At 62.5% G+C, this 26,218-nt stretch carries 23 protein-coding genes and 4 tRNA genes; 3 read left to right on the forward strand and 24 right to left on the reverse strand.

Annotated features, from left to right (window positions below; genetic code table 11):
- The 9 genes from rplB to rpsL form a co-directional block, all read right to left on the reverse strand.
- Complete coding sequence (gene rplB / locus KF719_RS02430) at window positions 1-834, reverse strand: 50S ribosomal protein L2 (protein ID WP_293506783.1); 834 nt, start codon at window positions 832-834, stop codon at window positions 1-3.
- A gap of 4 nt (window positions 835-838) precedes the next feature.
- The gene (locus tag KF719_RS02435) at window positions 839-1,129 is read right to left on the reverse strand and encodes a 50S ribosomal protein L23 (protein WP_293506784.1); all 291 of its coding nucleotides are present in this window, start codon (window positions 1,127-1,129) and stop codon (window positions 839-841) included.
- Window positions 1,126-1,746, reverse strand: coding sequence for a 50S ribosomal protein L4 (gene rplD, locus KF719_RS02440; protein ID WP_293506785.1), 621 nt, complete (start codon window positions 1,744-1,746; stop codon window positions 1,126-1,128). The genes KF719_RS02435 and rplD overlap by 4 nt, the downstream gene beginning before the upstream one ends.
- Window positions 1,746-2,525, reverse strand: coding sequence for a 50S ribosomal protein L3 (gene rplC, locus KF719_RS02445; RefSeq protein ID WP_293506786.1), 780 nt, complete (start codon window positions 2,523-2,525; stop codon window positions 1,746-1,748). The genes rplD and rplC overlap by 1 nt, the downstream gene beginning before the upstream one ends.
- Before the next feature lie 39 nt (window positions 2,526-2,564).
- Window positions 2,565-2,873 (reverse strand): 30S ribosomal protein S10, encoded by a 309-nt coding sequence (gene rpsJ, locus KF719_RS02450; protein WP_012111657.1) that lies wholly within the window; start codon window positions 2,871-2,873, stop codon window positions 2,565-2,567.
- 84 nt (window positions 2,874-2,957) lie between these two features.
- Window positions 2,958-4,148, reverse strand: a complete 1,191-nt coding sequence (tuf, locus tag KF719_RS02455; RefSeq protein ID WP_293506787.1) for an elongation factor Tu — start codon at window positions 4,146-4,148, stop codon at window positions 2,958-2,960.
- Window positions 4,149-4,189: 41 nt separating this feature from the next.
- Window positions 4,190-6,265: an elongation factor G gene (fusA, locus tag KF719_RS02460; RefSeq protein WP_293506788.1), complete on the reverse strand. Its 2,076-nt coding sequence runs from the start codon at window positions 6,263-6,265 to the stop codon at window positions 4,190-4,192.
- Window positions 6,266-6,295: 30 nt separating this feature from the next.
- A complete protein-coding gene (rpsG, locus tag KF719_RS02465; protein ID WP_293506790.1) occupies window positions 6,296-6,766 on the reverse strand; it encodes a 30S ribosomal protein S7 in 471 nt (156 codons plus the stop codon).
- An 11-nt stretch (window positions 6,767-6,777) separates the two neighbouring features.
- A complete protein-coding gene (rpsL, locus tag KF719_RS02470; protein WP_293506792.1) occupies window positions 6,778-7,149 on the reverse strand; it encodes a 30S ribosomal protein S12 in 372 nt (123 codons plus the stop codon).
- A gap of 478 nt (window positions 7,150-7,627) precedes the next feature.
- On the opposite strand from rpsL, the gene KF719_RS02475 reads away from it, so the two are divergent.
- A complete protein-coding gene (locus KF719_RS02475; protein ID WP_293506793.1) occupies window positions 7,628-8,023 on the forward strand; it encodes a hypothetical protein in 396 nt (131 codons plus the stop codon).
- A 70-nt stretch (window positions 8,024-8,093) separates the two neighbouring features.
- Here the strand turns inward: KF719_RS02475 and rpoC are convergent, their stop codons facing one another.
- From rpoC to KF719_RS02535, 12 genes are all read right to left on the reverse strand, one after another.
- On the reverse strand, window positions 8,094-12,287 hold the full coding sequence (rpoC, locus tag KF719_RS02480) for a DNA-directed RNA polymerase subunit beta' (RefSeq protein WP_293506795.1): 4,194 nt from the start codon (window positions 12,285-12,287) through the stop codon (window positions 8,094-8,096).
- 166 nt (window positions 12,288-12,453) lie between these two features.
- Window positions 12,454-16,542 (reverse strand): DNA-directed RNA polymerase subunit beta, encoded by a 4,089-nt coding sequence (gene rpoB, locus KF719_RS02485; protein ID WP_293506797.1) that lies wholly within the window; start codon window positions 16,540-16,542, stop codon window positions 12,454-12,456.
- Between the two features lie 176 nt (window positions 16,543-16,718).
- Entirely contained in the window at window positions 16,719-17,090 is a 372-nt protein-coding gene (rplL, locus tag KF719_RS02490) for a 50S ribosomal protein L7/L12 (protein ID WP_293506799.1), read from the reverse strand.
- A 48-nt stretch (window positions 17,091-17,138) separates the two neighbouring features.
- Window positions 17,139-17,657 (reverse strand): 50S ribosomal protein L10, encoded by a 519-nt coding sequence (gene rplJ / locus KF719_RS02495; RefSeq protein WP_293506801.1) that lies wholly within the window; start codon window positions 17,655-17,657, stop codon window positions 17,139-17,141.
- A 410-nt stretch (window positions 17,658-18,067) separates the two neighbouring features.
- Window positions 18,068-18,766 (reverse strand): 50S ribosomal protein L1, encoded by a 699-nt coding sequence (rplA, locus tag KF719_RS02500; protein ID WP_293506803.1) that lies wholly within the window; start codon window positions 18,764-18,766, stop codon window positions 18,068-18,070.
- 5 nt (window positions 18,767-18,771) lie between these two features.
- Complete coding sequence (gene rplK / locus KF719_RS02505) at window positions 18,772-19,200, reverse strand: 50S ribosomal protein L11 (protein ID WP_293506805.1); 429 nt, start codon at window positions 19,198-19,200, stop codon at window positions 18,772-18,774.
- Window positions 19,201-19,307: 107 nt separating this feature from the next.
- On the reverse strand, window positions 19,308-19,838 hold the full coding sequence (nusG, locus tag KF719_RS02510) for a transcription termination/antitermination protein NusG (RefSeq protein ID WP_293506807.1): 531 nt from the start codon (window positions 19,836-19,838) through the stop codon (window positions 19,308-19,310).
- Window positions 19,839-19,872: 34 nt separating this feature from the next.
- Window positions 19,873-20,073 (reverse strand): preprotein translocase subunit SecE, encoded by a 201-nt coding sequence (gene secE / locus KF719_RS02515; protein ID WP_293506809.1) that lies wholly within the window; start codon window positions 20,071-20,073, stop codon window positions 19,873-19,875.
- An 87-nt stretch (window positions 20,074-20,160) separates the two neighbouring features.
- Window positions 20,161-20,236, reverse strand: a tRNA-Trp gene (locus KF719_RS02520).
- A 26-nt stretch (window positions 20,237-20,262) separates the two neighbouring features.
- The gene (tuf, locus tag KF719_RS02525; protein ID WP_293506787.1) at window positions 20,263-21,453 is read right to left on the reverse strand and encodes an elongation factor Tu; all 1,191 of its coding nucleotides are present in this window, start codon (window positions 21,451-21,453) and stop codon (window positions 20,263-20,265) included.
- A 131-nt stretch (window positions 21,454-21,584) separates the two neighbouring features.
- Window positions 21,585-21,658 (reverse strand) — tRNA-Gly (locus tag KF719_RS02530).
- 55 nt (window positions 21,659-21,713) lie between these two features.
- Window positions 21,714-21,798 (reverse strand) — tRNA-Tyr (locus KF719_RS02535).
- Window positions 21,799-22,028: 230 nt separating this feature from the next.
- Here KF719_RS02535 and rlmB point away from each other — a divergent pair.
- Window positions 22,029-22,862: a 23S rRNA (guanosine(2251)-2'-O)-methyltransferase RlmB gene (rlmB, locus tag KF719_RS02540; RefSeq protein WP_293506810.1), complete on the forward strand. Its 834-nt coding sequence runs from the start codon at window positions 22,029-22,031 to the stop codon at window positions 22,860-22,862.
- Window positions 22,863-22,871: 9 nt separating this feature from the next.
- Here rlmB and KF719_RS02545 read toward each other — a convergent pair whose 3' ends face one another.
- The 3 genes from KF719_RS02545 to KF719_RS02555 form a co-directional block, all read right to left on the reverse strand.
- Window positions 22,872-23,954: a glycosyltransferase gene (locus tag KF719_RS02545; protein WP_293506812.1), complete on the reverse strand. Its 1,083-nt coding sequence runs from the start codon at window positions 23,952-23,954 to the stop codon at window positions 22,872-22,874.
- A gap of 132 nt (window positions 23,955-24,086) precedes the next feature.
- A complete protein-coding gene (locus tag KF719_RS02550; RefSeq protein ID WP_293506814.1) occupies window positions 24,087-25,145 on the reverse strand; it encodes a hypothetical protein in 1,059 nt (352 codons plus the stop codon).
- A gap of 168 nt (window positions 25,146-25,313) precedes the next feature.
- Complete coding sequence (locus KF719_RS02555; protein ID WP_293506816.1) at window positions 25,314-25,961, reverse strand: glutathione S-transferase family protein; 648 nt, start codon at window positions 25,959-25,961, stop codon at window positions 25,314-25,316.
- A 161-nt stretch (window positions 25,962-26,122) separates the two neighbouring features.
- Between KF719_RS02555 and KF719_RS02560 the strand changes: the two genes are divergently transcribed.
- Window positions 26,123-26,195 (forward strand) — tRNA-Thr (locus KF719_RS02560).
- Window positions 26,196-26,218 lie beyond the last annotated feature (23 nt).

Genomic DNA, 26,218 nt, shown 5'->3' on the forward strand with positions numbered 1-26,218 from the left:
TTACTTCTTCTTCTGGTGGCGGCTGCGGACGATGTACTTGTCCGTCGACTTGTTGGCACGCGTCTTCTTGCCCTTGGTCGGCTTGCCCCACGGCGTGACCGGATGACGGCCGCCCGAAGTGCGGCCTTCGCCGCCGCCATGCGGATGGTCGACCGGGTTCATCACGACGCCGCGCACATGCGGACGCTTGCCGAGCCAGCGATTGCGGCCGGCCTTGGCGATGGTGATGTTCGAATGATCCGGGTTCGACACCGCGCCGATCGAGGCCATGCAGGTGCCCGGAACCATCCGCTGTTCGCCCGACGACAGGCGCAGCAGCGCATAGCCCTGGTCGCGCCCGACGAGCTGCACATAGGTGCCGGCCGAACGCGCGATCTGTCCGCCCTTGCCCGGCTTCATCTCGACATTGTGGACGATGGTGCCGACCGGAATGTTCGCCAGCGGCATCGCATTGCCCGGCTTCACGTCGACCCGGTTGCCCGAGACGACCGTGTCGCCCACGGCAAGCCGCTGCGGCGCCAGGATGTAGGCGAGATCGCCATCCGCATACTTGACCAGCGCGATGAACGCCGTGCGGTTCGGATCGTATTCGAGCCGTTCCACGGTCGCCGGCACATCGGCCTTGGCGCGCTTGAAGTCGACGACGCGATAGCTGCGCTTGTGCCCGCCACCCCGGAACCGCACCGTGATGCGGCCGTGATTGTTGCGGCCGCCCGACTTCGTCAGACCTTCGGTCAGCGCCTTGACCGGCTTGCCCTTGTAGAGGCCGGAACGGTCAACAAGCACAAGGCCGCGCTGGCCGGGGCTGGTCGGTTTATATTTTTTCAATGCCATGGTTTCAGAGCCCGGTCGTCACATCGATCGAATGACCGTCTTCGAGGGTCACGATCGCTTTCTTGAAATCGCTTTGCCGTCCCGCAATGCCACGGAACCGCTTGGTCTTGCCTTTGCGGACCAGCGTGTTCACCGCCTTCACTTTGACGTCGAACAGCTTCTCGACCGCTTCCTTCACCTGCGGCTTCGTCGCTTTCCGGGCCACCTTGAAGATGACCTGGTTGGCTTCCGATGCCATCGTCGCCTTTTCGGTAATCACCGGCGACAGGATGATGTCGTAAAGATGCGCATTCATTTGAAGCGAGCCTCCAGGCTTTCGACCGCAGCCTTGGTCAGCACCAGCGTCTCACGGCGCAGAATGTCGTAGACGTTGATGCCCTGCACCGGCAGCACATCCACATTCGGCACGTTGCGCGCCGCGAGCGCGAAGTTGTCGTCGAGCTCCGCACCGTCGACGATCAGCGCCGACTTGAGACCGAGCTTGGCGAACGCGTCCTTCACGGCTTTCGTCTTCGGGTCCTTGAGCTTCGCTTCGTCGAGAATGACGAGATTGTCGCTCTTTGCCTTGGCCGACAGCGCCAGCTTCAGCGCCAGCGCACGAACTTTCTTCGGCATGTCGATCGCATGGCTGCGAACCACCGGCCCGAAAGCCTTGCCGCCACCGCGGAACTGCGGCGCCTTGCGGTCGCCGTGACGGGCGCCGCCCGAACCCTTCTGCTTGACGAACTTCTTGCCCGTCAGCGCGATCTCGGAACGGCCCTTGGTCTTGTGCGTGCCGGCCTGCCGCTTGGCGAGCTGATACGTCACCATGCGATGCAGGATGTCGGCACGGGGCTCGAGCGCGAACACTTCGTCCGTCAGCTCGACCGTGCCGGCACTCTTGGCCGCAAGAGTTTTAACGTCGGCCTTCATCACGCACCTTCCTTCTCGGCACCGGCATCCGCCACATCGGCGGCGGCAGGCGCTTCCTCAGTCGCGGGCGCTTCTTCAGTCGCGGGCGCTGCGGCCACTTCACCGTTGCGGCGGAACGCGCCCGGCATCGGTACGCTGTCCGGCAACTTGCTCTTCACCGCATCGCGCAGCAGCACCCAGCCACCCTTCGAACCCGGCACCGCACCCTTCACCATGATCAGGCCCTTCTCGGCATCCGTGCGGACGACTTCGAGGTTCTGCGTGGTGACGCGCGTCGCGCCCATGTGGCCGGCCATCTTCTTGCCTTTGAAGACCTTGCCCGGATCCTGGTTTTGACCGGTCGAGCCATGGCTTCGGTGGCTCACCGACACGCCGTGCGTGGCGCGCAGGCCGCCGAAATTGTGGCGCTTCATGACGCCCGCAAAGCCCTTGCCGATCGAGGTGCCGCTGACGTCGACATACTGACCCGCCACGAAATGGTCGGCGGTGATCTCGACGCCGATGTCGAGCAGGTTGTCGGGGCTCACCCGGAACTCGACGAGCTCCAGCTTCGGCTCCACCTCGGCGCGCGCGAACTGACCGCGCTGCGCATTCGGCACGTTCTTGGCCTTGGCGCGGCCGGCGCCAAGCTGAACGGCCGTGTAGCCGTTCTTATCTTCCGTACGCTGACTGACAACCTGACAGTTGTCGAGCTTCAGCACCGTGACCGGGACATGACGGCCGTCTTCCATGAAGAGACGGGTCATACCGACCTTTTTGACAATCACTCCGGAACGCATGGGTCCCATTCCTCGTTCTGATCCGAGCGCAAGCACGTTTTAGAGCTTGATCTCGACGTCCACACCGGCAGCAAGATCGAGCTTCATAAGCGCATCGACCGTCTGGGGGGTGGGGTCTACGATGTCGAGCACACGCTTGTGTGTCCGGATTTCAAATTGCTCGCGGCTCTTCTTGTCGATATGCGGGCCGCGAAGCACCGTGAACTTTTCGAGCCGGGTCGGAAGCGGGATCGGACCGAGCACCTGAGCGCCGGTGCGTTTCGCCGTGTTGACGATTTCGCGCGTCGACACGTCGAGCACGCGATGATCGAACCCTTTCAACCGGATGCGAATTTTCTGCCTTTGCATTTTCGGTCCCTGTGCCTCTCGGCCCTGCGCTTGCGCGACTTGAAACTTGAGGGGCGCGGCAGGACCGCGCCCCTTCAACCTTGATTACTTCAACACTTTCGAGACGACGCCAGCTCCAACCGTACGGCCGCCTTCGCGGATGGCGAAGCGGAGCTTCTCTTCCATCGCGATCGGCGCGATCAGCGTCACGTTCATCTTCACATTGTCGCCCGGCATCACCATCTCGGTGCCTTCCGGCAGCGTCACGATGCCCGTCACGTCCGTCGTCCGGAAGTAGAACTGCGGACGGTAATTGGTGAAGAACGGCGTGTGACGGCCACCCTCTTCCTTGGTCAGGATATAGGCTTCCGCCTCGAACTCCGTATGCGGCGTGATCGAGCCCGGCGCGCACAGAACCTGACCGCGCTCCACTTCCTCGCGCTTCGTGCCGCGCAGCAGGACGCCCACATTGTCGCCCGCCTCGCCCTGGTCCAGCAGCTTGCGGAACATCTCGACGCCCGTGCAGGTCGTCTTCACCGTCGGCTTGATGCCCACGATCTCGATTTCCTCGCCGACCTTCACGACGCCGCGCTCGATGCGGCCCGTCACCACCGTGCCGCGGCCCGAGATCGAGAACACGTCTTCGATCGGCATCAGGAACGGCAGGTTCTTCGGGCGCTCCGGCTGCGGGATATAGGCGTCGACCGCCTTCATCAGCTCCAGGATCGCGTCGTGGCCGATCTCCTTGTTGGAGTCTTCAAGCGCCGCCAGCGCCGAGCCCTTGACGATCGGAATGTCGTCGCCCGGGAAGTCGTAGCTCGACAGAAGCTCGCGGATCTCCATCTCGACGAGTTCCAGAAGCTCCGGATCGTCGACCTGGTCGACCTTGTTCATGAACACCACCAGCGCCGGCACGCCGACCTGGCGGGCCAGAAGAATGTGCTCGCGCGTCTGCGGCATCGGGCCATCGGCCGCCGAAACCACCAGGATCGCGCCGTCCATCTGCGCCGCGCCCGTGATCATGTTCTTCACATAGTCCGCATGGCCCGGGCAGTCGACATGCGCGTAGTGACGCGCTTCCGTCTGATACTCGACATGCGCCGTCGAGATCGTGATCCCGCGCGCCTTCTCTTCCGGCGCCTTGTCGATCTGGTCATAGGCCGAATACGTCGCCCCGCCCGTCTCCGCCAAGACCTTCGTGATCGCTGCCGTCAGCGACGTCTTCCCGTGATCGACGTGACCGATCGTACCGATGTTGCAGTGCGGCTTGTTCCGCTCAAACTTCTCTTTGGCCATCTCGGCGCTCCATCCTTCAGGAACAGTCTTGGTTCAGTTGGTTAGGCGAGCTTCGCCCGGACTTCGTCGGACACCGCTTGCGGCACCTGCTCGTAATGATCGAACTGCATCGTGTACTGGGCACGGCCCTGGCTCATCGAACGCAGCGTATTGACGTAACCGAACATGTTGGCGAGCGGGACCATTGCATGAATGACCTGCGCGATGCCGCGCTGTTCGGTGCCGCTGATCTGGCCGCGGCGGCTGTTCAGGTCGCCGATCACGTCGCCCATATATTCTTCCGGCGTCACGACTTCGACATTCATGATCGGCTCGAGAAGCTTCACGCCGGCCTGCTGCGCGCCCTCGCGGAACGCGGCGCGCGCGGCAATTTCGAAGGCCATCACACTCGAGTCGACGTCATGATAGGCGCCATCCGTGAGCGTCGCCTTGAAGTCGATCATCGGGAAGCCGGCAAGCGGACCGGAATCCTTCACGCTTTCGACACCCTTCTGCACACCCGGGATGTATTCCTTCGGAACCGAGCCGCCGACGATCTTGCTTTCGAACTGGAAGCCCGAACCCGGCTCGCCCGGCTCGAAGGTGATCTTGACGCGGGCATACTGGCCCGAACCGCCGGTCTGCTTCTTGTGCGTGTAGTCGATCTCGGCGCGCTTGGTCAGCGTCTCGCGATACGCCACCTGCGGCGCACCGACATTGGCCTCGACCTTGAACTCGCGGCGCATGCGGTCGACGATGATGTCGAGATGCAGTTCGCCCATGCCCTTGATGACGGTCTGGCCGGATTCCTCGTCGACCGACACGCGGAACGACGGGTCTTCCTGAGCGAGACGATTGAGCGCAATGCCCATCTTCTCCTGGTCGGCCTTCGTCTTCGGCTCCACCGCAACCTCGATAACGGGCTCGGGAAACTCCATCCGCTCGAGAATGATCGGCTTGTTGGGGTCGCAAAGCGTGTCGCCGGTGGTCGTGTTCTTCAGACCCGCCACGGCAACGATGTCGCCAGCATGGGCTTCTTTAATGTCTTCGCGATGGTTGGCATGCATCAGCAACATGCGGCCGATGCGCTCGCGATTGTCCTTCGTCGAATTCAGGACGCCTGTGCCGGTTGCCAGAACACCGGAATAAATACGGCAGAAGGTCAGCGAACCGACGAACGGATCGTTCATGATCTTGAACGCCAGCACCGAGAGCGGCGCCTCGTCCGAGGTCTTGCGGGTCGCAGGCTCTTCGGTGTTCGGATCGATGCCTTCGACGCTTTCGACGTCGACCGGCGACGGCAGATAATCCACCACCGCGTCGAGCATGGGCTGCACGCCCTTGTTCTTGAAGGCGCTGCCGCAGAGAACCGGCACGAAGCTGCGCGCGATCGTGCCCTTGCGGATGAGCGCCTTGAGCGTCGCTTCGTCGGGCTCATTGCCTTCGAGATAGGCTTCCATCGCGGTGTCGTCCATCTCGACGGCGCCCTCGACGAGCTTCGCGCGATATTCGTCGGCCTGCTCTTTCAGATCGGCGCGAATGTCGCGGTATTCGAATTCGGCACCCAGCGACTCGTCCTTCCAGATGATTTCCTTCATCCGGATCAGGTCGATCAGACCTTCGAACTCAGCTTCCGAACCGATCGGCAACTGCAGCACCAGCGGCGTCGCACCGAGGCGCGTCACGATCATGTCGACGCAGCGATAGAAGTTCGCGCCCATGCGGTCCATCTTGTTGACGAAGCACATGCGCGGCACGCGGTATTTGTCGGCCTGGCGCCACACGGTTTCCGATTGCGGCTCGACGCCGGCAACCGAGTCGAACACCGTCACCGCACCGTCGAGCACACGCAGCGAACGCTCGACTTCGATCGTGAAGTCCACGTGACCGGGCGTGTCGATGATATTGATGCGCTTTTCGTTCCAGAAACAGGTCGTCGCGGCCGACGTGATCGTGATGCCGCGCTCTTGCTCCTGCTCCATCCAGTCCATCGTGGCGGCGCCGTCATGCACTTCGCCAATCTTGTGGCTGACGCCCGTGTAATAAAGGATACGCTCGGTCGTCGTCGTCTTACCGGCATCGATGTGAGCCATGATGCCGATATTGCGATAATCTTCGAGCTTCGTTTTGCGTGCCATGACGGTCTGCCTTTAGGGGTCTTGAACGCTTTACCAGCGGTAGTGCGAGAAGGCGCGGTTGGCTTCGGCCATACGATGCGTGTCTTCACGCTTCTTGACGGCCGAACCGCGATTGTTGGCCGCATCGAGCAGCTCGCCGGAGAGGCGCGCGACCATCGTGGTCTCGTTGCGCGCACGCGCGGCGGCGATGATCCAGCGGATCGCCAGCGCCTTGCGGCGCTCGGGACGAACTTCGACGGGCACCTGGTAGGTGGCGCCACCGACGCGGCGCGAGCGCACTTCGAGCGCCGGCATCACGTTTTCGAGGGCTTCGTGGAAGGTGCGCAGCGGATCGACGCTGGCCTTCTGCTGCATCTGGTCGAACGCGCCGTAAATGATGCTTTCGGCGGCTGACTTCTTGCCGTGATACATCAGGCTGTTCATGAACTTCGCGAGAACGACGTCGCCATACTTGGCGTCCGGAATAACGTCTCGTTTTTCTGCGCGGTGGCGTCGGGACATATCTCTGTTCCTTACTTCGGACGCTTCGCGCCGTATTTCGAACGGCGCTGGCGGCGGTCTTTCACGCCTTGCGTATCGAGCACGCCGCGGATGATGTGATAGCGAACGCCGGGAAGGTCCTTCACGCGGCCGCCACGGATCAGGACCACGGAGTGTTCCTGCAAGTTGTGGCCTTCGCCGGGAATGTAGCTCGTGACTTCGAAACCGTTCGTCAGACGAACGCGCGCGACTTTACGCAGAGCGGAGTTCGGCTTTTTCGGCGTCGTCGTGTAGACGCGCGTGCATACGCCGCGCTTCTGCGGGCACGCCTGCATGGCCGGGACTTTGTTCCGCTTCACCAGCGGCTTGCGCGGGTTGCGGATGAGTTGGTTGACGGTGGGCATTCGCCTGCTCGATCCTGTCTGTCCAAACAAAAAACGCCGCGCCGCCCCGGATTTGCTCCGGAATTGGCTGCGCGCGCTCATGGACACGAAACCCCTCAATCGGGCTTTGTGTCCAAATGCAGAGGATCCCGGCCTTGCGCCCGGAATCGTGCGCCATTCCTCGTATTCTGTTCACTGACCCCAGTGTCTAGACCCGGCGAAAGACCTAATCCCCTCAAGGACTTGTCGGTCTGTCGCCCGGGAAACCTCTACTACCTGGAGCGAAAGTGGGCGGAACCTACTCTGGGCCCCCGGACCCGTCAACCCCAATCCTTAAGAAATGCTAGGAAATCCGCCCCGGAGAGACGTTTCGTCCCCGAACCGACCTTTCGCGCGGTCCGGCGGGGGTCTTTGGGGCCCCACGCAGCGGCGCCGGCCTTAACGGCGGGCCGAATCGGGCGCAGAATGCGTACCGAATCGCATCGCAGGGAACGGCATAATGAACGGAAAATTCTGGCACGCGCTTTTCTGGACGGCGGCCGTCTACAACTTCATTGCGGGGGCACCCCTGCTGCTGGCCCCCAGCCTCGCGGCCGCGAACGCGGGCATACCACCCTTCGACCCGCAACACATCATTATCGCGCAGCTCGCGGGCCTGGTGGTCTGCCTCTTCGGCATCGGCTACGCAATGGTGGCGATGAATACGTCCGGCGGCCGGGCGATCGTCATTCTCGGTCTGATCGGCAAGCTCGGCGTCTGCGCGCTCGTCGCCGGACACCTGCTCTGGGGACACGTCCCCCAACTCCTGGTTCTGGCGGCTGCGGGCGATTTCCTCTTCGCCATCGCTTTCGCCGTATATCTGTCGGAGCCGTCGAAAGCACCCGCTGCCGCTTGAGGGATATTGAACGAAAAAGGCCGTCCGGACTGCCCGGACGGCCTTTCGATTCTTGCGGCGGCGGAAGCCGTCAGGCGGCGTCGCCGGCCGTCTCGACCGCTTCGGGCGTCACAACCGGGTTCGCAGCGACCTGATCCTCGAGGATCTTCTCGTCGCGGGCCTGCGCCTCGCCGCGCAGACGCTGCAGCATGCCACCCGTGCCGGCCGGGATCAGCCGTCCGACGATGACGTTTTCCTTCAGGCCGATCAACTGATCGACCTTGCCGGAAACCGCCGCCTCGGTGAGAACGCGGGTCGTTTCCTGGAAGGACGCCGCCGAAATGAACGAGCGGGTCTGCAGGCTCGCCTTGGTGATGCCGAGCAGCACCGGGCTCGCCGACGCCGTCGCCTTGCCCTGCGCTTCGAGCTTGGCGTTCATCTCGTCGAACTCCGTGCGGTCCATCTGTTCGCCGGGCAGCGTGATCGACTCGCCCGGATGGGTGATTTCGACCTTTTGCAGCATGTTGCGCACGATCACTTCGATGTGCTTGTCGTTGATCGACACGCCCTGCAGGCGATAGACGTCCTGCACCTCGTTGACGAGATAGGCGGCCAGCTCCTCGACACCCGAAATCGCCAGGATGTCGTGAGGCGCCGGGTGACCGTCGAGAATGAACTCGCCCTTCTCGATGATGTCGCCTTCCTGCACCGAGATGTGCTTGCCCTTCGGGATCAGATATTCGACGGGCTCGAGGCTCTCATCCGACGGATGCACGATGATGCGGCGCTTGTTCTTGTAGTCCTTGCCGAACTCGACGCGCCCCGTGACCTCCGCGATGATCGCGTGGTCCTTCGGCCGCCGCGCTTCGAAGAGCTCCGCCACGCGCGGCAGACCGCCCGTGATGTCGCGCGTCTTGGCGCCTTCGGTCGGGATACGCGCCAGCACGTCGCCGGCATGGACCGTCGCCCCGTTTTCGACCGACAGGATGGCGTCGACCGACAGCAGGTAGCGCGCGTCGTTGCCGCTGGCGAGTTTCATGATCTTGCCCTTGGCATCCTTGACGATGACGGCCGGACGCAACTCGCTGCCACGCGGCGAAGCGCGCCAGTCGACCACGACGCGGCTCGAAATGCCGGTCGCCTCGTCCGCCACTTCGCGGATCGACACACCGTCGACCAGGTCCTCGAACTCGACCGTGCCGTTGACCTCGGTGAGGATCGGCATCGTGTAAGGATCCCACTCGGCAATACGCTGACCGCGCGCGATCGTGGCGCCGTCATCCACCTTCAGGCGCGAGCCGTAGGTGAGCTTGTGCGAAGCACGTTCGCCGCCATGCTCGTCGATGACCTGAACCTGAACGTTCCGGCCCATGACGACGAGAACGCCGTTCGAGTCCTTCACCACGTTGCGGTTGACGATCTTGATCGTGCCCGCGTGGTTGGACTCGATATAGGAGTTGTCGGCCACCTGCGCCGTACCGCCGATGTGGAAGGTACGCATGGTAAGCTGCGTGCCCGGCTCGCCGATCGACTGAGCGGCGATAACGCCCACAGCTTCGCCCATGTTGACGGGCGTACCGCGTGCGAGGTCGCGACCGTAGCAGGCGGCGCAAACGCCGTTCTGCGCTTCGCAAGTCAGCACCGAACGGATCTTCATCGCCTGAACGTTTGCCTCTTCGATGAGGTCCACATCGGCTTCGTCGATCAGGTGGTTCTTCGGCAGAAGCACCATGCCGGTCGCCGGATTCATTACATCTTCGGCCGTCGTGCGGCCGAGAACACGCGTTCCCAGCGAAACGAGCACGTCGCCGGACTCGATCACCGCCTGAACGGTGATGCCGCCCGAGGTGCCGCAATCTTCCTCGGTGATGATCGAATCCTGCGCCACGTCGACAAGACGCCGCGTCAGGTAACCGGAGTTCGCCGTCTTCAATGCCGTATCGGCAAGACCCTTACGCGCACCATGCGTCGAGTTGAAGTACTCGAGAACGGTGAGGCCTTCCTTGAAGTTCGAGATGATCGGCGTCTCGATGATCTCGCCCGACGGCTTGGCCATCAGGCCGCGCATGCCGGCGAGCTGCTTCATCTGGGCAGGCGAACCGCGCGCGCCCGAATGCGCCATCATGTAGATCGAGTTGATCTGTTTCTCGCGCTTCGTTTCGGCATCGATCTGCACGGCCGAAATCTTCTGCATCATCACGTCGGCGACGCGATCGGTGCACTTCGCCCATGCATCGACGACCTTGTTGTACTTCTCGCCCTGCGTGATGAGGCCGTCGATATACTGCTGCTCATACTCGGTCGTCAGCGAACGCGTCTCCTCGACGAGCTTCGACTTTTCTTCCGGAATAACCATGTCGTCCTTGCCGAAGGAAATGCCGGCACGGAACGCCTGGCGGAAGCCGAGCGCCATGATCTGGTCGCAGAAAATGACCGTATCCTTCTGACCGCAGTGGCGGTAGACCACGTCGATCATCTTCGAGATTTCACGCTTCGTGAGCAGGCGATTCACGAGATCGAACGGCACGTTCGGATGCTTCGGCAGGAGCTCGCCCACCAGCATCCGGCCCGGCGTCGTGTCGACGACCTGCGTCAGGTCCTTGCCGTCGGCATCCTTCGTCGTGTAGCGCGCCTTGACCTTCGCATGCAGCGTAACGGCCTTGGCCGCCAACGCATGTTCGATCTCCGAGATGCTGGAGAACACCATGCCCTCGCCCGGCTCGTTCTGCTTCTCGATGGTCACATAATAAAGACCGAGAACGATGTCCTGCGACGGCACGATGATCGGCGAGCCGTTGGCCGGGTGCAGGATGTTGTTGGTCGACATCATCAGCACGCGCGCCTCGAGCTGCGCTTCGAGCGACAGCGGAACGTGCACGGCCATCTGGTCGCCGTCGAAGTCGGCGTTGAAGGCCGCGCAGACGAGCGGATGAAGCTGGATCGCCTTGCCTTCGATCAGCACCGGCTCGAACGCCTGAATGCCGAGACGATGCAGCGTCGGCGCACGGTTGAGCAGCACCGGATGTTCGCGGATCACCTGTTCGAGGATTTCCCAAACCTCGGGACGTTCTTTCTCGACCAGCTTCTTCGCCTGCTTGACGGTGGCGCTGAGACCCTTTGCCTCGAGCCGCGAATAGATGAACGGCTTGAACAGTTCGAGCGCCATCTTCTTCGGCAAACCGCACTGATGCAGCTTCAGCTCCGGACCGACCACGATGACCGAGCGGCCCGAATAGTCGACGCGCTTGCCGAGCAGGTTCTGGCGGAAGCGGCCCTGCTTGCCCTTCAGCATGTCGGCGAGCGACTTCAGCGGACGCTTGTTGGCGCCGGTGATGACGCGGCCGCGGCGGCCGTTGTCGAACAACGCATCGACGGATTCCTGCAGCATCCGCTTTTCGTTGCGGATGATGATGTCGGGCGCGCGCAGCTCCATCAGCCGCTTCAGACGGTTGTTGCGGTTGATGACGCGACGGTAGAGGTCGTTAAGGTCCGACGTCGCGAAGCGGCCACCGTCGAGCGGCACCAGCGGACGCAGTTCCGGCGGGATCACCGGCACGACCGTCATGATCATCCATTCCGGCTTGTTGCCGGACTCGATGAAGGCCTCGATCAGCTTCAGCCGCTTGGCGAGCTTCTTCGGCTTCAGTTCGGAAGTCGATTCGGCGATTTCGACGCGCAGCTCCGCCGCCGTCTTTTCGAGATCGAGCGCCTCCAGGATGTCGCGGATCGCTTCGGCGCCGATCTTGGCGGTGAAGCTGTCCTCGCCATGCTGGTCTTGCGCGTCCAGCAGCTCCTCTTCCGTCAGGAGCTGGCGCTCCTTCAGCGAGGTGAGGCCGGGCTCGAGCACAATGTAGTTCTCGAAATAAAGAACGCGTTCGAGATCCTTCAGCGTCATGTCGAGCAGCATGCCGATGCGGCTCGGAAGCGACTTCAGGAACCAGATATGCGCGACCGGCGCCGCAAGCTCGATATGCCCCATGCGCTCGCGCCGGACCTTCGAGAGCGTCACTTCAACGCCGCACTTTTCGCAGATGATGCCCTTGTATTTCATCCGCTTGTACTTGCCGCACAGGCATTCGTAATCCTTGATCGGACCGAAAATGCGCGCGCAGAACAGACCGTCGCGCTCGGGCTTGAACGTGCGGTAGTTGATCGTTTCGGGCTTCTTGATCTCGCCGTAAGACCAGGAATGGATCCGCTCCGGGCTGGCGATCGAAATCTTGATCTGGTCGAATGTCTGCGCCGGCGTCGTCGGATTGAAAAGGTTCATGACCTCTTGGTTCATGGACTTCTCCTGAGCTCGGGCCTCCACATCAACGGGGAGAAAGTTCGCGTCCGGTGGGGCCATCCGTCCGCATACCCCGTATATCAATCTCTGTCTTGCCTTCGTCGCCCCGAGGGGCGGAAGGCGGCGGCGCGGCCGGCAAAGGGCGCGCCGCCTCCGTTTCGCATCAGTTCGCCGGCGGCGTCAGCAGCTCGACATTGAGGCCGAGTGACCGCATTTCCTTGACGAGCACGTTGAAGCTCTCGGGAATGCCGGCCTCGAACGTGTCGTCGCCGCGCACGATGGCTTCGTAAACCTTGGTGCGGCCGGCCACGTCGTCCGACTTCACCGTCAGCATTTCCTGCAGCGTGTAGGCGGCGCCGTAAGCTTCGAGCGCCCACACTTCCATTTCGCCGAAACGCTGGCCGCCGAACTGCGCCTTGCCACCCAGCGGCTGCTGGGTCACGAGCGAGTACGGGCCGATGGAACGCGCGTGGATCTTGTCGTCCACAAGGTGGTGCAGCTTCAGCATATAGATGTAGCCCACCGTCACCTTGCGGTCGAAAGGCTCGCCGGTCCGCCCGTCATGGAGCGTCACCTGGCCGGAATGATCCATCCCGGCAAGGTCGAGCATTTCCACGATGTCCGGCTCATGCGCACCGTCGAACACCGGCGTCGCGATCGGCACGCCGTTGGTCAGGTTGCCGGCCATTTCGACAAGCTGCTCCTCGTCGAGCGAGGCAACCGTCGGATCGTCGCCATAGATTTTCTTGACGAGGTCCTTCAGGTCCTTCGGCTTGTTCTCGCGGCGATAGCTTTCGAGCGCGAGCTCGATCTTCTTGCCGAGACCGGCGCAAGCCCACCCAAGATGCGTCTCGAGAATCTGACCGACATTCATGCGGCTCGGCACGCCGAGCGGATTGAGCACGATATCGACCGGCTGGCCGTCGTCGAGATAGGGCATGTCTTCCATCGGCACGATGCGGCTGATGACGCCCTTGTTGCCGTGGCGGCCGGCCATCTTGTCGCCGGTCTGCAGCTTGCGCTTCACGGCCACGAAGACCTTGACCATCTTCATCACGCCGGGCGGCAGCTCGTCGCCGCGCTGCAGCTTGTCGACCTTGTCGGCAAAGCGCGCTTCGAGGCGCTCCTTGCTTTCGTCGTACTGCCGCTTCAGCGCTTCGATTTCGGCCTGCGCCTTCTCGTTCTTCAGCGCGATCTGCCACCACTGTCCGTGGCTCAGATCGTCGAGATTGGCCTGGGACACTTTCGCATCCGCTTCCATGCCTTTCGGGCCCGAAGCGATCTGCTTGCCGAGCAGGATTTCGGAGAGACGGCCATAGACGTTGCGGTCGAGAATACCGAATTCGTCGTCGCGGTCTTTCGCCAGACGTTCGATTTCCTCGCGCTCGATCGCCATCGCGCGCTCATCCTTGTCGATGCCGTGCCGGTTGAACACGCGCACTTCGACGACCGTGCCCTGCACGCCCGGCGGCAGGCGCAGCGACGTGTCGCGCACGTCGGACGCCTTCTCGCCGAAGATGGCGCGCAGAAGCTTTTCTTCCGGCGTCATCGGGCTCTCGCCCTTCGGCGTGATCTTGCCGCAGAGAATGTCGCCCGGGTTCACTTCCGCGCCGATATAGACGATGCCGGCTTCGTCGAGGTTCTTCAGCGCCTCTTCGCCGACATTCGGAATATCGCGCGTGATTTCTTCCGGCCCGAGCTTCGTGTCGCGCGCCATCACCTCGAACTCTTCGATGTGAATGGAGGTGAACACGTCGTCGCGCACGATGCGCTCCGAAATCAGGATCGAGTCCTCGAAGTTGTAGCCGTTCCACGGCATGAACGCGACGAGCACGTTGCGGCCGAGCGCCAGATCGCCGAGCTCGGTCGAGGGACCGTCAGCAATGATGTCGCCCTTGCGCACCTCGTCGCCCACACGCACCAGCGGACGCTGGTTGATGCAGGTGTTCTGGTTGGAACGCTGGAACTTCCGCAGGTTGTAGATGTCGACGCCCGACTGCGACGGATCGACTTCCTCCGTCGCCCGGATGACGATGCGCGTTGCATCCACCTGGTCGACGATGCCGGTGCGGCGTGCGCCGATGGCGGCGCCCGAATCCCGCGCCACCACTTCTTCCATGCCGGTGCCGACAAGCGGCGCTTCCGAACGGATCAGCGGCACGGCCTGACGCTGCATGTTCGAGCCCATCAACGCGCGGTTGGCGTCGTCGTTCTCGAGGAACGGGATCAGCGCCGCGGCGACCGAAACGATCTGCTTCGGCGACACGTCGACGAAATCCACCTGGTCCGGCGGCACCATCTCGAAGTCGCCGTCGATGCGGCAGTTGACGAGCTCGCCCTCGATCTCGCCCTTCTTGCCGATCGAGATGTTGGCCTGGGCGATGCGGTAGCGCGCTTCTTCCATGGCCGAGAGGTAGACGACTTCATCCGTCATCTTGCCACCCTTGACGCGCCGGTACGGGCTTTCGATGAAGCCGTACTTGTTGACGCGCGCAAAGGTCGCCAGCGAATTGATCAGACCGATATTCGGACCTTCCGGCGTTTCGATCGGGCAGATGCGGCCGTAATGCGTCGGGTGCACGTCGCGCACTTCGAAGCCGGCGCGCTCGCGCGTGAGACCGCCGGGCCCAAGCGCCGAGAGACGGCGCTTGTGCGTGATCTCGCTGAGCGGGTTGGTCTGGTCCATGAACTGCGAAAGCTGCGACGAGCCGAAGAACTCGCGCACGGCCGCAGCCGCGGGCTTCGCATTGATCAGATCGTGCGGCATCACCGTGTCGATATCGACCGACGACATGCGTTCCTTGATCGCACGTTCCATGCGCAAGAGGCCGACGCGATACTGATTTTCCATCAATTCGCCGACCGAACGCACGCGGCGATTGCCGAGATTGTCGATGTCGTCGATTTCGCCCTTGCCGTCGCGCAGGCCCACCAGCGTCTTGATGACCGCCAGAATGTCCTCGCGGCGCAACACACGCACCGTGTCCGGGCAGTCGAGGTCGAGACGCATGTTCATCTTGACGCGGCCGACCGCCGAAAGGTCATAGCGTTCGGCATCGAAGAACAGGCTCTGGAACAGCGCTTCGGCCGTGTCCGCCGTCGGCGGCTCGCCGGGGCGCATCACACGATAAATGTCGATCAGCGCCTGCTCGCGATTGGTGCACTTGTCGACCGCCAGCGTGTTGCGGATGAAGGCGCCGGTGTTCACATGGTCGATGTCGAGCGTGACGATCTCGGTGTGGCCGGCCTCGACCAGCATTTCCAGCATCTCCGGCGTGATTTCGTCGCCGGCCTCGGCGAAAATTTCGCCGGTCTCCATGTTGACAATTTCACGGGCGAGATAGCGGCCTTGAATATCCTCGTCCTGCACGAGAAGCTCCTTGAGGCCGTCCTCGGCAAGCTTCTTGGCAAGCCGCGGCGTCACCTTGCGGCCCGCTTCCACCACCGCCTTGCCGCTCTTGGCGTCGATCAGGTCGCGCTCCGGCTTCGCGCCGCGATAGCGCTCGGCGTGGAAAGGCACGCGCCAGCCCTGCTTCACCTTGGTGAAGGTGACGTTCTTGTAGAACGTGTCGAGAATTTCTTCAGAGTCGAGCCCGAGCGCATAGAGCAGCGTCGTTACCGGCAGCTTGCGCCGGCGGTCGATACGCACAAAGACGATGTCCTTCGCGTCGAATTCGAAATCGAGCCACGACCCGCGATAGGGAATGACGCGCGCGGCGAAGAGCAGCTTTCCGCTCGAATGCGTCTTGCCCTTGTCGTGATCGAAAAACACGCCGGGGCTGCGATGCATCTGCGAAACGATGACGCGCTCGGTGCCATTGATGACGAACGTGCCGTTTTCGGTCATCAGCGGCATGTCGCCCATATAGACGTCCTGCTCCTTGATGTCCTTGACGGACTTGGCCTGCGTGTCCTCATCCACCTCGAACACGATCAGCCGCAACGTCACCTTCAGCGGCGCCGCGTAGGTCATGCCGCGCTGCTGGCACTCTTCGACGTCGTATTTCGGCGTCTCGAATTCGTAGTTCACGAATTCCAGAGTCGAGCTTTCGGAAAAATCGCTGATCGGAAACACCGACTTGAAGACCGCCTGGAGCCCTTGCTCCTCGCGGCCGCCAGCCGGGTTCACCACCTGCAGGAACTGGTCGTAGGAATATTTCTGAACCTCGATCAGGTTCGGCATCTCGGCAACCTGCGGGATGTGCCCGAAGATCTTACGAACCCGCTTTCGACCAGTGAAGGACTGCGTCATTTGTGCTCCTCGCAACGCTCTGCATTAGAACGGCGGCCGGGCTTTCAGTCGGTGAAGGGGCTGCCCGGTCTCAAGGCCGCCTTCTCCGTGAGGGGTATCCGGAACATGGGCTCCGGAGCGTCGGCCGGGACGGAAGGCGCGCGGCCCTCCGTCCCGTCCGCAACATTGCGACGAACTTACTTGAGTTCGACTTTGGCGCCGGCCTTCTCGAGCTGCGCCTTGATCTTGGCGGCCTCGTCCTTCGACGCGCCTTCCTTGACGGTCTTGGGCGCGCCTTCGACGAGGTCCTTGGCTTCCTTGAGGCCGAGGCCCGTGATCGCACGGACTTCCTTGATCACCTCGATCTTCTTTTCGCCCGCGGCGGCAAGCACCACCTCGAACTCGGTCTGCTCTTCGGCAGCCGCGGCCGGAGCCGCACCGGCGGCCGCAACCGCGACCGGAGCGGCGGCCGAGACGCCCCACTTCTCTTCGAGCATCTTCGACAACTCGGCCGCCTCGAGGACGGTCAGGTTGGAAAGGTCTTCAACGATTTTTGCGAGATCGGTCATTTCAGTGTCTTTCTTTGAGGTTCGGTTGGTTTCGGTTCACCGCAGCGGTCACGCCGCTTCACTCTTGGTGGCATAGGCATTCAGCACGCGCGCCAGTTGGCCGGCAGGCGCCTGCAGCACACCCGCGATGCGGGTGGCAGGCGTCTGGATCATGCCCACGATCTTCGCGCGCAGTTCGTCGAGCGACGGCAGGTCGGCAAGTTGCTTCACTGCTTTTGCGTCGAGAACCGTCTCGCCCATCGCGCCGCCGAGGATCACCAGCTTCTGGTTGTCCTTGGCGAACTCGATCGCAACCTTGGGGGCAGCAACCGGGTCGTTCGAATAGGCGATCGCCGTCGGCCCCGCGAAGAGATCGTCGATCTGCTTCATCGGGGTGCCGTCCAGAGCGAGCTTCGCGAGCCGGTTCTTCGTTACCTTGAACGAAGCGCCGGCCTTGTTCATCCGCGAACGCAGATCGGACATCTGGTTCACGGTGAGACCGCTGTAGTGGGCGACGACGACCACAGCGGCGGTCGAAAACACGCCGTTGAGTTCCGTCACGAGCTCTGACTTTTCAGCTCTGTCCACTTTCTCTCTCCGTGCGCATGAAACCCTCATGCACTCAGGGGCGACTTCGGTACGGACACGATGCCCGTCACTCCGCCGCCGTTGGCGTTTGCCGCTCGAAGCGGACGCGGGGCGGTCAAGCCTCGCGCCTCTATCGAACGGCGCTCACTTGCCTGTCGTCCCGGGTTCCAACCGATCCCAGAGAGCCCGGAGGCTCCATGAAACCGTTCAAACTCCCGTCTATTGCCGGCCGCCCTCTTTTGGCGATTAAGCGTCGGCTCACGAATGAACCTCGGCGCCCGCAGTCTCGGACAGGTGAACGGACGAAGGCGTAGCCACTCCGGCTCGCCGCCAAAGTGACCACACGTCTCGTCCGTACTTGCCGTTCGCAGCCTCGCAATGAGACCGCGAACGGAAACTCTTCTACCGCCTCAGGCGGTCACGCTTTGCGGTTCGACCTTGACGCCGGGGCCCATGGTCGAGCTCAGCGCAATGCGCTTTATATAAGTGCCTTTCGAACCGGCCGGCTTCGCCTTCTGCACCGCATCGATCAGCGCGCGCACATTGCCGAGGATCTGTTCCTCGGTGAAGCTCGCCTTGCCGACGCCGGCATGAACGATGCCCGCCTTCTCGACGCGAAACTCGACCGCACCGCCCTTCGCGGCTTTCACCGCTTCGGCGACGTCCGGCGTCACCGTGCCGACCTTGGGGTTCGGCATCAGACCGCGCGGCCCGAGCACTTTGCCGAGACGGCCGACCAGCGGCATCATGTCCGGCGTGGCGATGCAGCGATCGAAGTCGATCTTGCCGCCCTGCACGATCTCGGCCAGGTCTTCGGCACCGACAATGTCGGCACCCGCGGCCTTGGCGGCATCCGCCTTGTCGCCCTTGGCAAACACCGCGACCCGGACCGAACGGCCCGAACCGTTCGGCAGCGCCACGACGCCACGGACCATCTGGTCCGCATGACGCGGATCGACGCCGAGCGAGATCGCAACCTCGATCGTCTCGTCGAACTTGGCGGTCGCACGCTCTTTCACGAGCTTCACCGCTTCGCCGAGCCCGTAGGCCTTCTTGTGTTCGACACCCTCACGGGCCTTCGTAATACGCTTGCCTGCTTTGCTGCTCATCGCGCTCACTCCACCACCTGAAGGCCCATGGAACGGGCGGAACCGGCAATAATCTTTGTCGCCTGATCGAGATCGTTGGCATTGAGATCGACGAACTTCGCTTCGGCGATTTCGCGGCACTGGTTCAGTGTCACGGTGCCGGCGCTGGCGCGTCCAGGCGTCTTCGAGCCCGATGTGATCTTCGCTGCCTTCTTCAGGAAATAGGACGCCGGCGGCGTCTTCATCGCGAAGGTGAACGAGCGATCCGAATAGGCCGTAATGACGACCGGGATCGGCATGCCCTGTTCCATTTTCTGCGTCGCCGCGTTGAACGCCTTGCAGAACTCCATGATGTTGAGGCCGCGCTGACCGAGCGCGGGGCCGATCGGCGGCGACGGATTTGCCGCGCCTGCCGGCACTTGCAGCTTGATATAGCCTTCGATTTTCTTCGCCATGTCTTTCCCCTGCCGGACATCACCGGCGCTTTGGGTTAGTGGTCAGCAGCACATCGGTTTTCTCGACCGATATGCCTCCCACGAGAGTGCGAGGCGGGTTGAAGCCCTTAGAGCTTCTCCACCTGCGCATATTCGAGCTCGACCGGTGTTGCCCGGCCGAAAATCGACACGGCCACCTTGAGCCGTGCCTTCTCTTCGTCGACTTCCTCGACGAAACCGTTGAACGACGCAAAAGGCCCGTCCGCGACGCGAACCTGTTCGCCGATCTCGAAAGTGATCGACGGCTTCGGCCGCTCCACGCCCTCCTGCACCTGATGCAGGATGCGGTCGACTTCGCCCTGGCTGATCGGCTGCGGCTTGTTGTCCGCGCCGAGAAAGCCCGTCACCTTCGGCGTATTCTTGACGAGGTGATAAGCCTCGTCCGACATTTCCATCTTCACCAGCACATAGCCGGGAAAGAACTTGCGCTCGGCGTTGATCTTCCGCCCGCGCCGCACCTCGACCACTTCCTCGGTCGGAACGAGAATTTCCTCGAACTGGTCCGAGAGTCCATGCTGCTCGGCCTGCTCCTTGAGCGACTCGGCAACTTTCTTCTCGAAGTTCGAATAGGCGTGAACGATGTACCAGCGTTTGGCCATATTTAATTCCGAAGAGGCGCGAAGCCTCGTATCCTCAATTGCCGCCGATGCCGAGCACGAGCGAAACGATGTAGCTCAGCGCCGTGTCGGCCAGAAAGAAAAACACCATCGCCAGCGCGACCATGATGAACACCATCACCGTAGTGATCATGGTCTCGCGGCGCGTCGGCCAGGTGACCTTCTTGGTCTCCGCCCGCACTTCCTGAAGAAACTCGAGTGGATTGGTCTTTGCCATTTTTCCTACCAACTGCCTCTCGGCTTCACCGGAAATCCGGCACCGCCATCTCGCCGGTTCCAACCTGCCGTCCCCGTCGCCGGGGCCTGGCAGGAGTGGAGGGGCTCGAACCCCCAACCCCCGGTTTTGGAGACCGGTGCTCTACCAGTTGAGCTACACTCCTAAGCCCCGCCGCGTGAGCGGCAAGTCTTACTTCAACACTTTCGAGACGACGCCAGCTCCAACCGTACGGCCGCCTTCGCGGATGGCGAAGCGGAGCTTCTCTTCCATCGCGATCGGCGCGATCAGCGTCACGTTCATCTTCACATTGTCGCCCGGCATCACCATCTCGGTGCCTTCCGGCAGCGTCACGATGCCCGTCACGTCCGTCGTCCGGAAGTAGAACTGCGGACGGTAATTGGTGAAGAACGGCGTGTGACGGCCACCCTCTTCCTTGGTCAGGATATAGGCTTCCGCCTCGAACTCCGTATGCGGCGTGATCGAGCCCGGCGCGCACAGAACCTGACCGCGCTCCACTTCCTCGCGCTTCGTGCCGCGCAGCAGGACGCCCACATTGTCGCCCGCCTCGCCCTGGTCCAGCAGCTTGCGGAACATCTCGACGCCCGTGCAGGTCGTCTTCACCGTCGGCTTGATGCCCACGATCTCGATTTCCTCGCCGACCTTCACGACGCCGCGCTCGATGCGGCCCGTCACCACCGTGCCGCGGCCCGAGATCGAGAACACGTCTTCGATCGGCATCAGGAACGGCAGGTTCTTCGGGCGCTCCGGCTGCGGGATATAGGCGTCGACCGCCTTCATCAGCTCCAGGATCGCGTCGTGGCCGATCTCCTTGTTGGAGTCTTCAAGCGCCGCCAGCGCCGAGCCCTTGACGATCGGAATGTCGTCGCCCGGGAAGTCGTAGCTCGACAGAAGCTCGCGGATCTCCATCTCGACGAGTTCCAGAAGCTCCGGATCGTCGACCTGGTCGACCTTGTTCATGAACACCACCAGCGCCGGCACGCCGACCTGGCGGGCCAGAAGAATGTGCTCGCGCGTCTGCGGCATCGGGCCATCGGCCGCCGAAACCACCAGGATCGCGCCGTCCATCTGCGCCGCGCCCGTGATCATGTTCTTCACATAGTCCGCATGGCCCGGGCAGTCGACATGCGCGTAGTGACGCGCTTCCGTCTGATACTCGACATGCGCCGTCGAGATCGTGATCCCGCGCGCCTTCTCTTCCGGCGCCTTGTCGATCTGGTCATAGGCCGAATACGTCGCCCCGCCCGTCTCCGCCAAGACCTTCGTGATCGCTGCCGTCAGCGACGTCTTCCCGTGATCGACGTGACCGATCGTACCGATGTTGCAGTGCGGCTTGTTCCGCTCAAACTTCTCTTTGGCCATGGGCGTTAGCTACCTTCAATTGATCGGTTAGGACTTGATCGGCGCGCGCCGCGCTCGAACTCTTCTTACTCTTGCCTCTGTCTTCGGCCGCTTTTCGCCTCGGCGGGGCGCCGCGCCGGCAGCACGGAGACTGGAGCGGGTGAAGGGAATCGAACCCTCGTCATCAGCTTGGAAGGCTGTTGCTCTACCATTGAGCTACACCCGCCGACCGGGTCCGTACTGGCCCTGCACTGTTCGCCTGTCTTTATGCCTGCGCTGGATGGTGGAGGGGGTTGGATTCGAACCAACGTAGGCATAGCCAACGGATTTACAGTCCGTCCCCTTTAGCCACTCGGGCACCCCTCCGTGTCCGATGTCAAATGTTGTGAAATCCCAATAAGTTCGCGGATGTGACTGGTCTTGCGGCCTCGTGGGACACGCGCGGCTTTATTCAGGTTTGCCGCCGCTGTGTCAACTAAAATCCCGGTCCCGAAAGCGTGAACACCCCCGCAGCGCGCCTCCAGCCGTTTCGTCCGGCAAGGCGTACTGTTCGGGGGCGTTTGCATGAGCCCGAGACGCGAAATATAAGCGCCCCCATGAGCAGACGCAAGCAACCCTCCCGCTCCCGTCCTTCCGGCGCGCCCCAACAGGGGTCCCGCCCGCCTAAACATGGGTCAAGACAGGGCGGCGGCAAGGGTGGCCGGCCGGGCGATGACAGCTATCTATATGGTTTTCATGCAGTTTTGGCTGCCTTGCGCAATCCGGCCCGCGCCGCCGAACGCCTTTGTCTGACCCGCAATGCCGAGGCCGAGCTGACCCGCCAGGGGGTCAACCCCGCAACGGCCTTCGATCTCCGTCCCGAAATTATGGAAAACGAAGACCTAGCGGCCTTGCTGCCCCCGGGCGCGGTCCATCAGGGTATCGTGCTCCGCGCCTCGCCCCTGCCCGAGCGCGATGTCGCCGAGGCCTGCGAGGGTGCCGACCGCGTCGTCGTGCTGGATCAGGTCACCGACCCGCACAATTTCGGAGCGATTCTCCGCTCCGCCGCCGTTTTCGGGGCAACGGCGCTCATCACAACCGACCGCAACAGCCCGCCCTTCGGCGGCGCTCTGGCCAAGGCGGCCTCGGGCGGGCTCGAGCAGGTCCGCATCGCCCGCGTCACCAATCTGGTCCGCGCCATCGATGAACTGAAGGAATTGGGCTTCGAGGTGATCGGTCTCGACGGCGAGGGCGAGGCCTCCCTGCCCGATCTCAAGCTCTCGCCCCGCGTGGCGCTGGTCCTCGGCGCCGAGGGTGCGGGCCTGCGCCGCCTCACCCGCGAACATTGCGACCTGCTGGCCCGCCTGCCGGCCGCCGGCGCCATGAAAAGCCTCAACGTCTCCAACGCCGCCGCCGTCGCGCTCTACGAATTGTTTCGCCGCGGCAGATGACGCTGCGCGCTATTCCACTGTAGACGACGCCCTCCGCCGCTCCGCGCTGCGCTGATGAAGATCTACGACACGACGCAGAAACCACTGTCCAAAATCGCCTGCCGACTGCAGCGGATGGGCGCGCCGCGCCGCCCTCTGGCTCATCAGCACGCCGGACGGGCGAGGAGGTGGCGTAATGATGCCGCGCTGCGTTTCGCGCACGAGCATTGTCATCACATTGTATTCATCGAGCACGCGTCGCCGCGCTTCTTCGATGGCAGGTAATCGCTTCTCGTATTCTCCGGCCGCCATGGCTGATCTGATGATCGCAACGGCGTGCTCCGGGTTGCGTATATCGATCGGGATCACGCTGTCAGCCGGGAAATATTTCGCGATGTCCGGCGCACCGAAATAGAAAGGTAACGCGAGACCCAGAAAGGCGTCGGTCAATTTCTCGGAGACATGCGCGTCGGCAATGTGGTTCTCAATGACGATCTGGTACTTGTAGGGATCGATGGCATCGGCCTTGTCCGCAATACCTCGCAGCCCGCGCCCGAAGACATTGGCCTCGGGCATTAGCCGCGCCAACGCCATCGTAAAGCGATACCTGTCGAGATGCGCCGTATGCTTGTCCTGCTTCGTCGAGGACATCATGCCCACTTCGTCGCTCTTGTTTCGCGGCGGATTTGCGACAATTTCATCGTAGGTCCGCGCATGCCCCCCACCCATGCCGTAAAACCAGCGCAATCCGGGCACGCCGAACACACGGCCCGGATGGTCCAGCGCTGCGGGCTCATGGCTCGTGATCACTCGGCCGAATTGGTTGATGAAGGCCCGATCATAGCGCTTGATCGAGCTTGGTTCAGACGTAACGAGGATTGTGTTTTCCGGCGGACAGGCCAGCCGCTCGACCCGCATCGAGTTTCGTTCGCCGTCTAAGGGCGGCAAATTATCATAGACCGCCAGCCAGTCGTAAATGCGAGCCTCGGGATCGTAAACGAAATCGGGCCAATCCGCGGGCCGCTGCTTTGGTAACTGACGGGAGAGTATGTTGAAGTCCTTGGCATGAAGCACCCCTCGGCCGAGAACCTTGATGATCGGTTTTGAACGCATTGCCAATCCGGAGTTGCGAACGAACGCCTGGGGCCGATACCAGCACTCGCCGCATTTGCAGCAAAGAGAGCGGGCATACTTAAGCGGCGGCCGACTCTTTGTCGCATATTCCGATCCGGTCGGCCAGAGCCCCTAACTCTCAAAGAAATTCAGGTTCGCATTGCAGACCTGCGCCACCTCGCGCGTCGACATGAAGCGGCTCAACTCGTCGAACAATGCCGCCACGCTGCGCGCAACGCCGTTGGGCGTGTAGAACAGCCAGCGGTTGGCCGCCGCGGCGGACGGCATAAGCGATGCGGCCGACGTCGCCGCCGCTGTGTCGCGCGTCTTGATGAGCTGTGCAGCGCCCGCCGGACCGAAAACATGCGCGGCATAAAGTTCGCCATGCGCCGGCGCCCGCCCCAGCAGCTTTCCAAGCGCGTCCTTGTTTTCCATCGTCAGTTCGCCGGCCATCAGCGCCGCAATATGCGCATCCGTCCGCAGCGCAAGCACCTCGTCCCGCGCCGCGCTCGAAACCGGTGCAAACCGTCCATTGGACTGCCGTGCAAGCAGGGCCGCTTCCGCTTCCAACCCGTGCTTGGGTCCGTAGCGGCCGAGCACCTCGTACCAGGTCTGCTGGATAAACTGGAACGGACCGGTCGCCGATGATGTCGGCGCTTGAGCGGTCAGCGCCAGGCCGCTCTCGCGCAGCGCGATGTGGAGCAGATAACCCGAGTTGGCGCCCGTCGCCTGCGACGCCGCGACGATGGCGCTCAACAGGTCCGGGCCAAGCTCGGCCATCGACTGTTCGACCGCGTCGGGTTCCGGAAGCACCAGCGATGTCGGCTTCTCTTCGTCCGGCCTTTCCCGCTCGGCGGCGTAAAGGTCCTTGACCGCTTCCGCGATCGCGTCGACGTCTTCCTGCGAGAGATGCACTTCGGTGCGTCTCTCCTCGCGCGCCACGCGCCGCTCGGCACGCTGCTGCTCGGCAATGTTGCGCGATGCAACGACCGCCGCACCTTCCGCCGCCGCCATTGACGTCAGCGACCTCATGTCGTCCAGAAAATCGCCGCTCTCGAGGTACTCGACGAGATCGCGCACCGGCTCGATTGCCATCAGCGCCCGTCCGCTTCGCTCGAACGCCGAATTGCCGTCATCTGCCGTTGCCATATCCCAGGCAAGCAGGGCAATCAGTAAGAGGCTGAGTCTCATCCACATGACGCTGACGCTCCTTTCACGGAGCGGAAACGCACCAAAGGGAGCGTTTGTCCGCCCCCGATATGCCCAGAATGCATCGAAGCGATTGAACCCGGCCTGAGACCGCCGTTCATCTGGCGTTAACTATAAATGCCCGGAATCCCCGAATTCTTGCCTGCGCTCTCACAAAGCAGGGGCCTTCAGCCGGTTTTCGGTCAGGTAACGCGCAAGCGCATGAATAACCGGCGCCACGGCCGCCCGCGCCATCATGCGCTTGCGCCATGCCGCAAGATGCCGCAAATCCGGATCCGGTGCCCCGCCCATGAACGCCGTGAAGAAGCTGGCGCACATGAAGGCGATGTCGGCGTAGCTGTAGTCGCCGGCGATGTAGTCGCGATCCGCCAGCAAGGCGTCCATTTCCGCATAGTAGGCCGCGATCTTCACCAGCGCCGACTGCGTCTCCGGTTTTTGTGGATCGCCGAGCGTCTGCAACAGCACGACGAAGAAAGGAAAGAAAACCTCGTCGGACTTCAATTCCATCAATCGCGCAAGGGCGCGCGTCTCGGCCGCCGCCGGCCAAAGCGCTGGTGCCGGAAACCTGTCTTCGAGATATTCGAATATCTGCGTCGAATCGAATATCTCGACCGCGCCGTCCAGCAGCACGGGAACCTGTTTCTTGGGGTTGATCCGCGCAACATCCGGATGCGTCGGCGAATAGCGATCCTTGATCGAGAAGGGCACCATCTCGATTTCGCACGCGATTCCTTTTTCGGCGACGGCGATCTGTGCCTTGGCGCCGAACATGCTGAGCGGACCCGACAGCAACCTCATGAAATCCTCCAGAACTTCTGATGACCGGAGGCTCATAACTGGGCGCCGCCGCACGTCTTTTCAGGGTCCAATTCCAGCAAACGATGCGGGCCACACCGTCACATGCGCCGAGGCACCGCTTGCCGCGAGGCTGCCCCGCCACTATCTTGCGGGCCACGGTCGCCCTTGTAGCTCAGTTGGTAGAGCACCTGATTTGTAATCAGGGGGTCGCGGGTTCAAATCCTGCCGGGGGCACCGTCTCATCCGGAGTTTCCGCT

The organism is Parvibaculum sp. (assembly GCF_019635935.1).
GTDB lineage: Bacteria > Pseudomonadota > Alphaproteobacteria > Parvibaculales > Parvibaculaceae > Parvibaculum.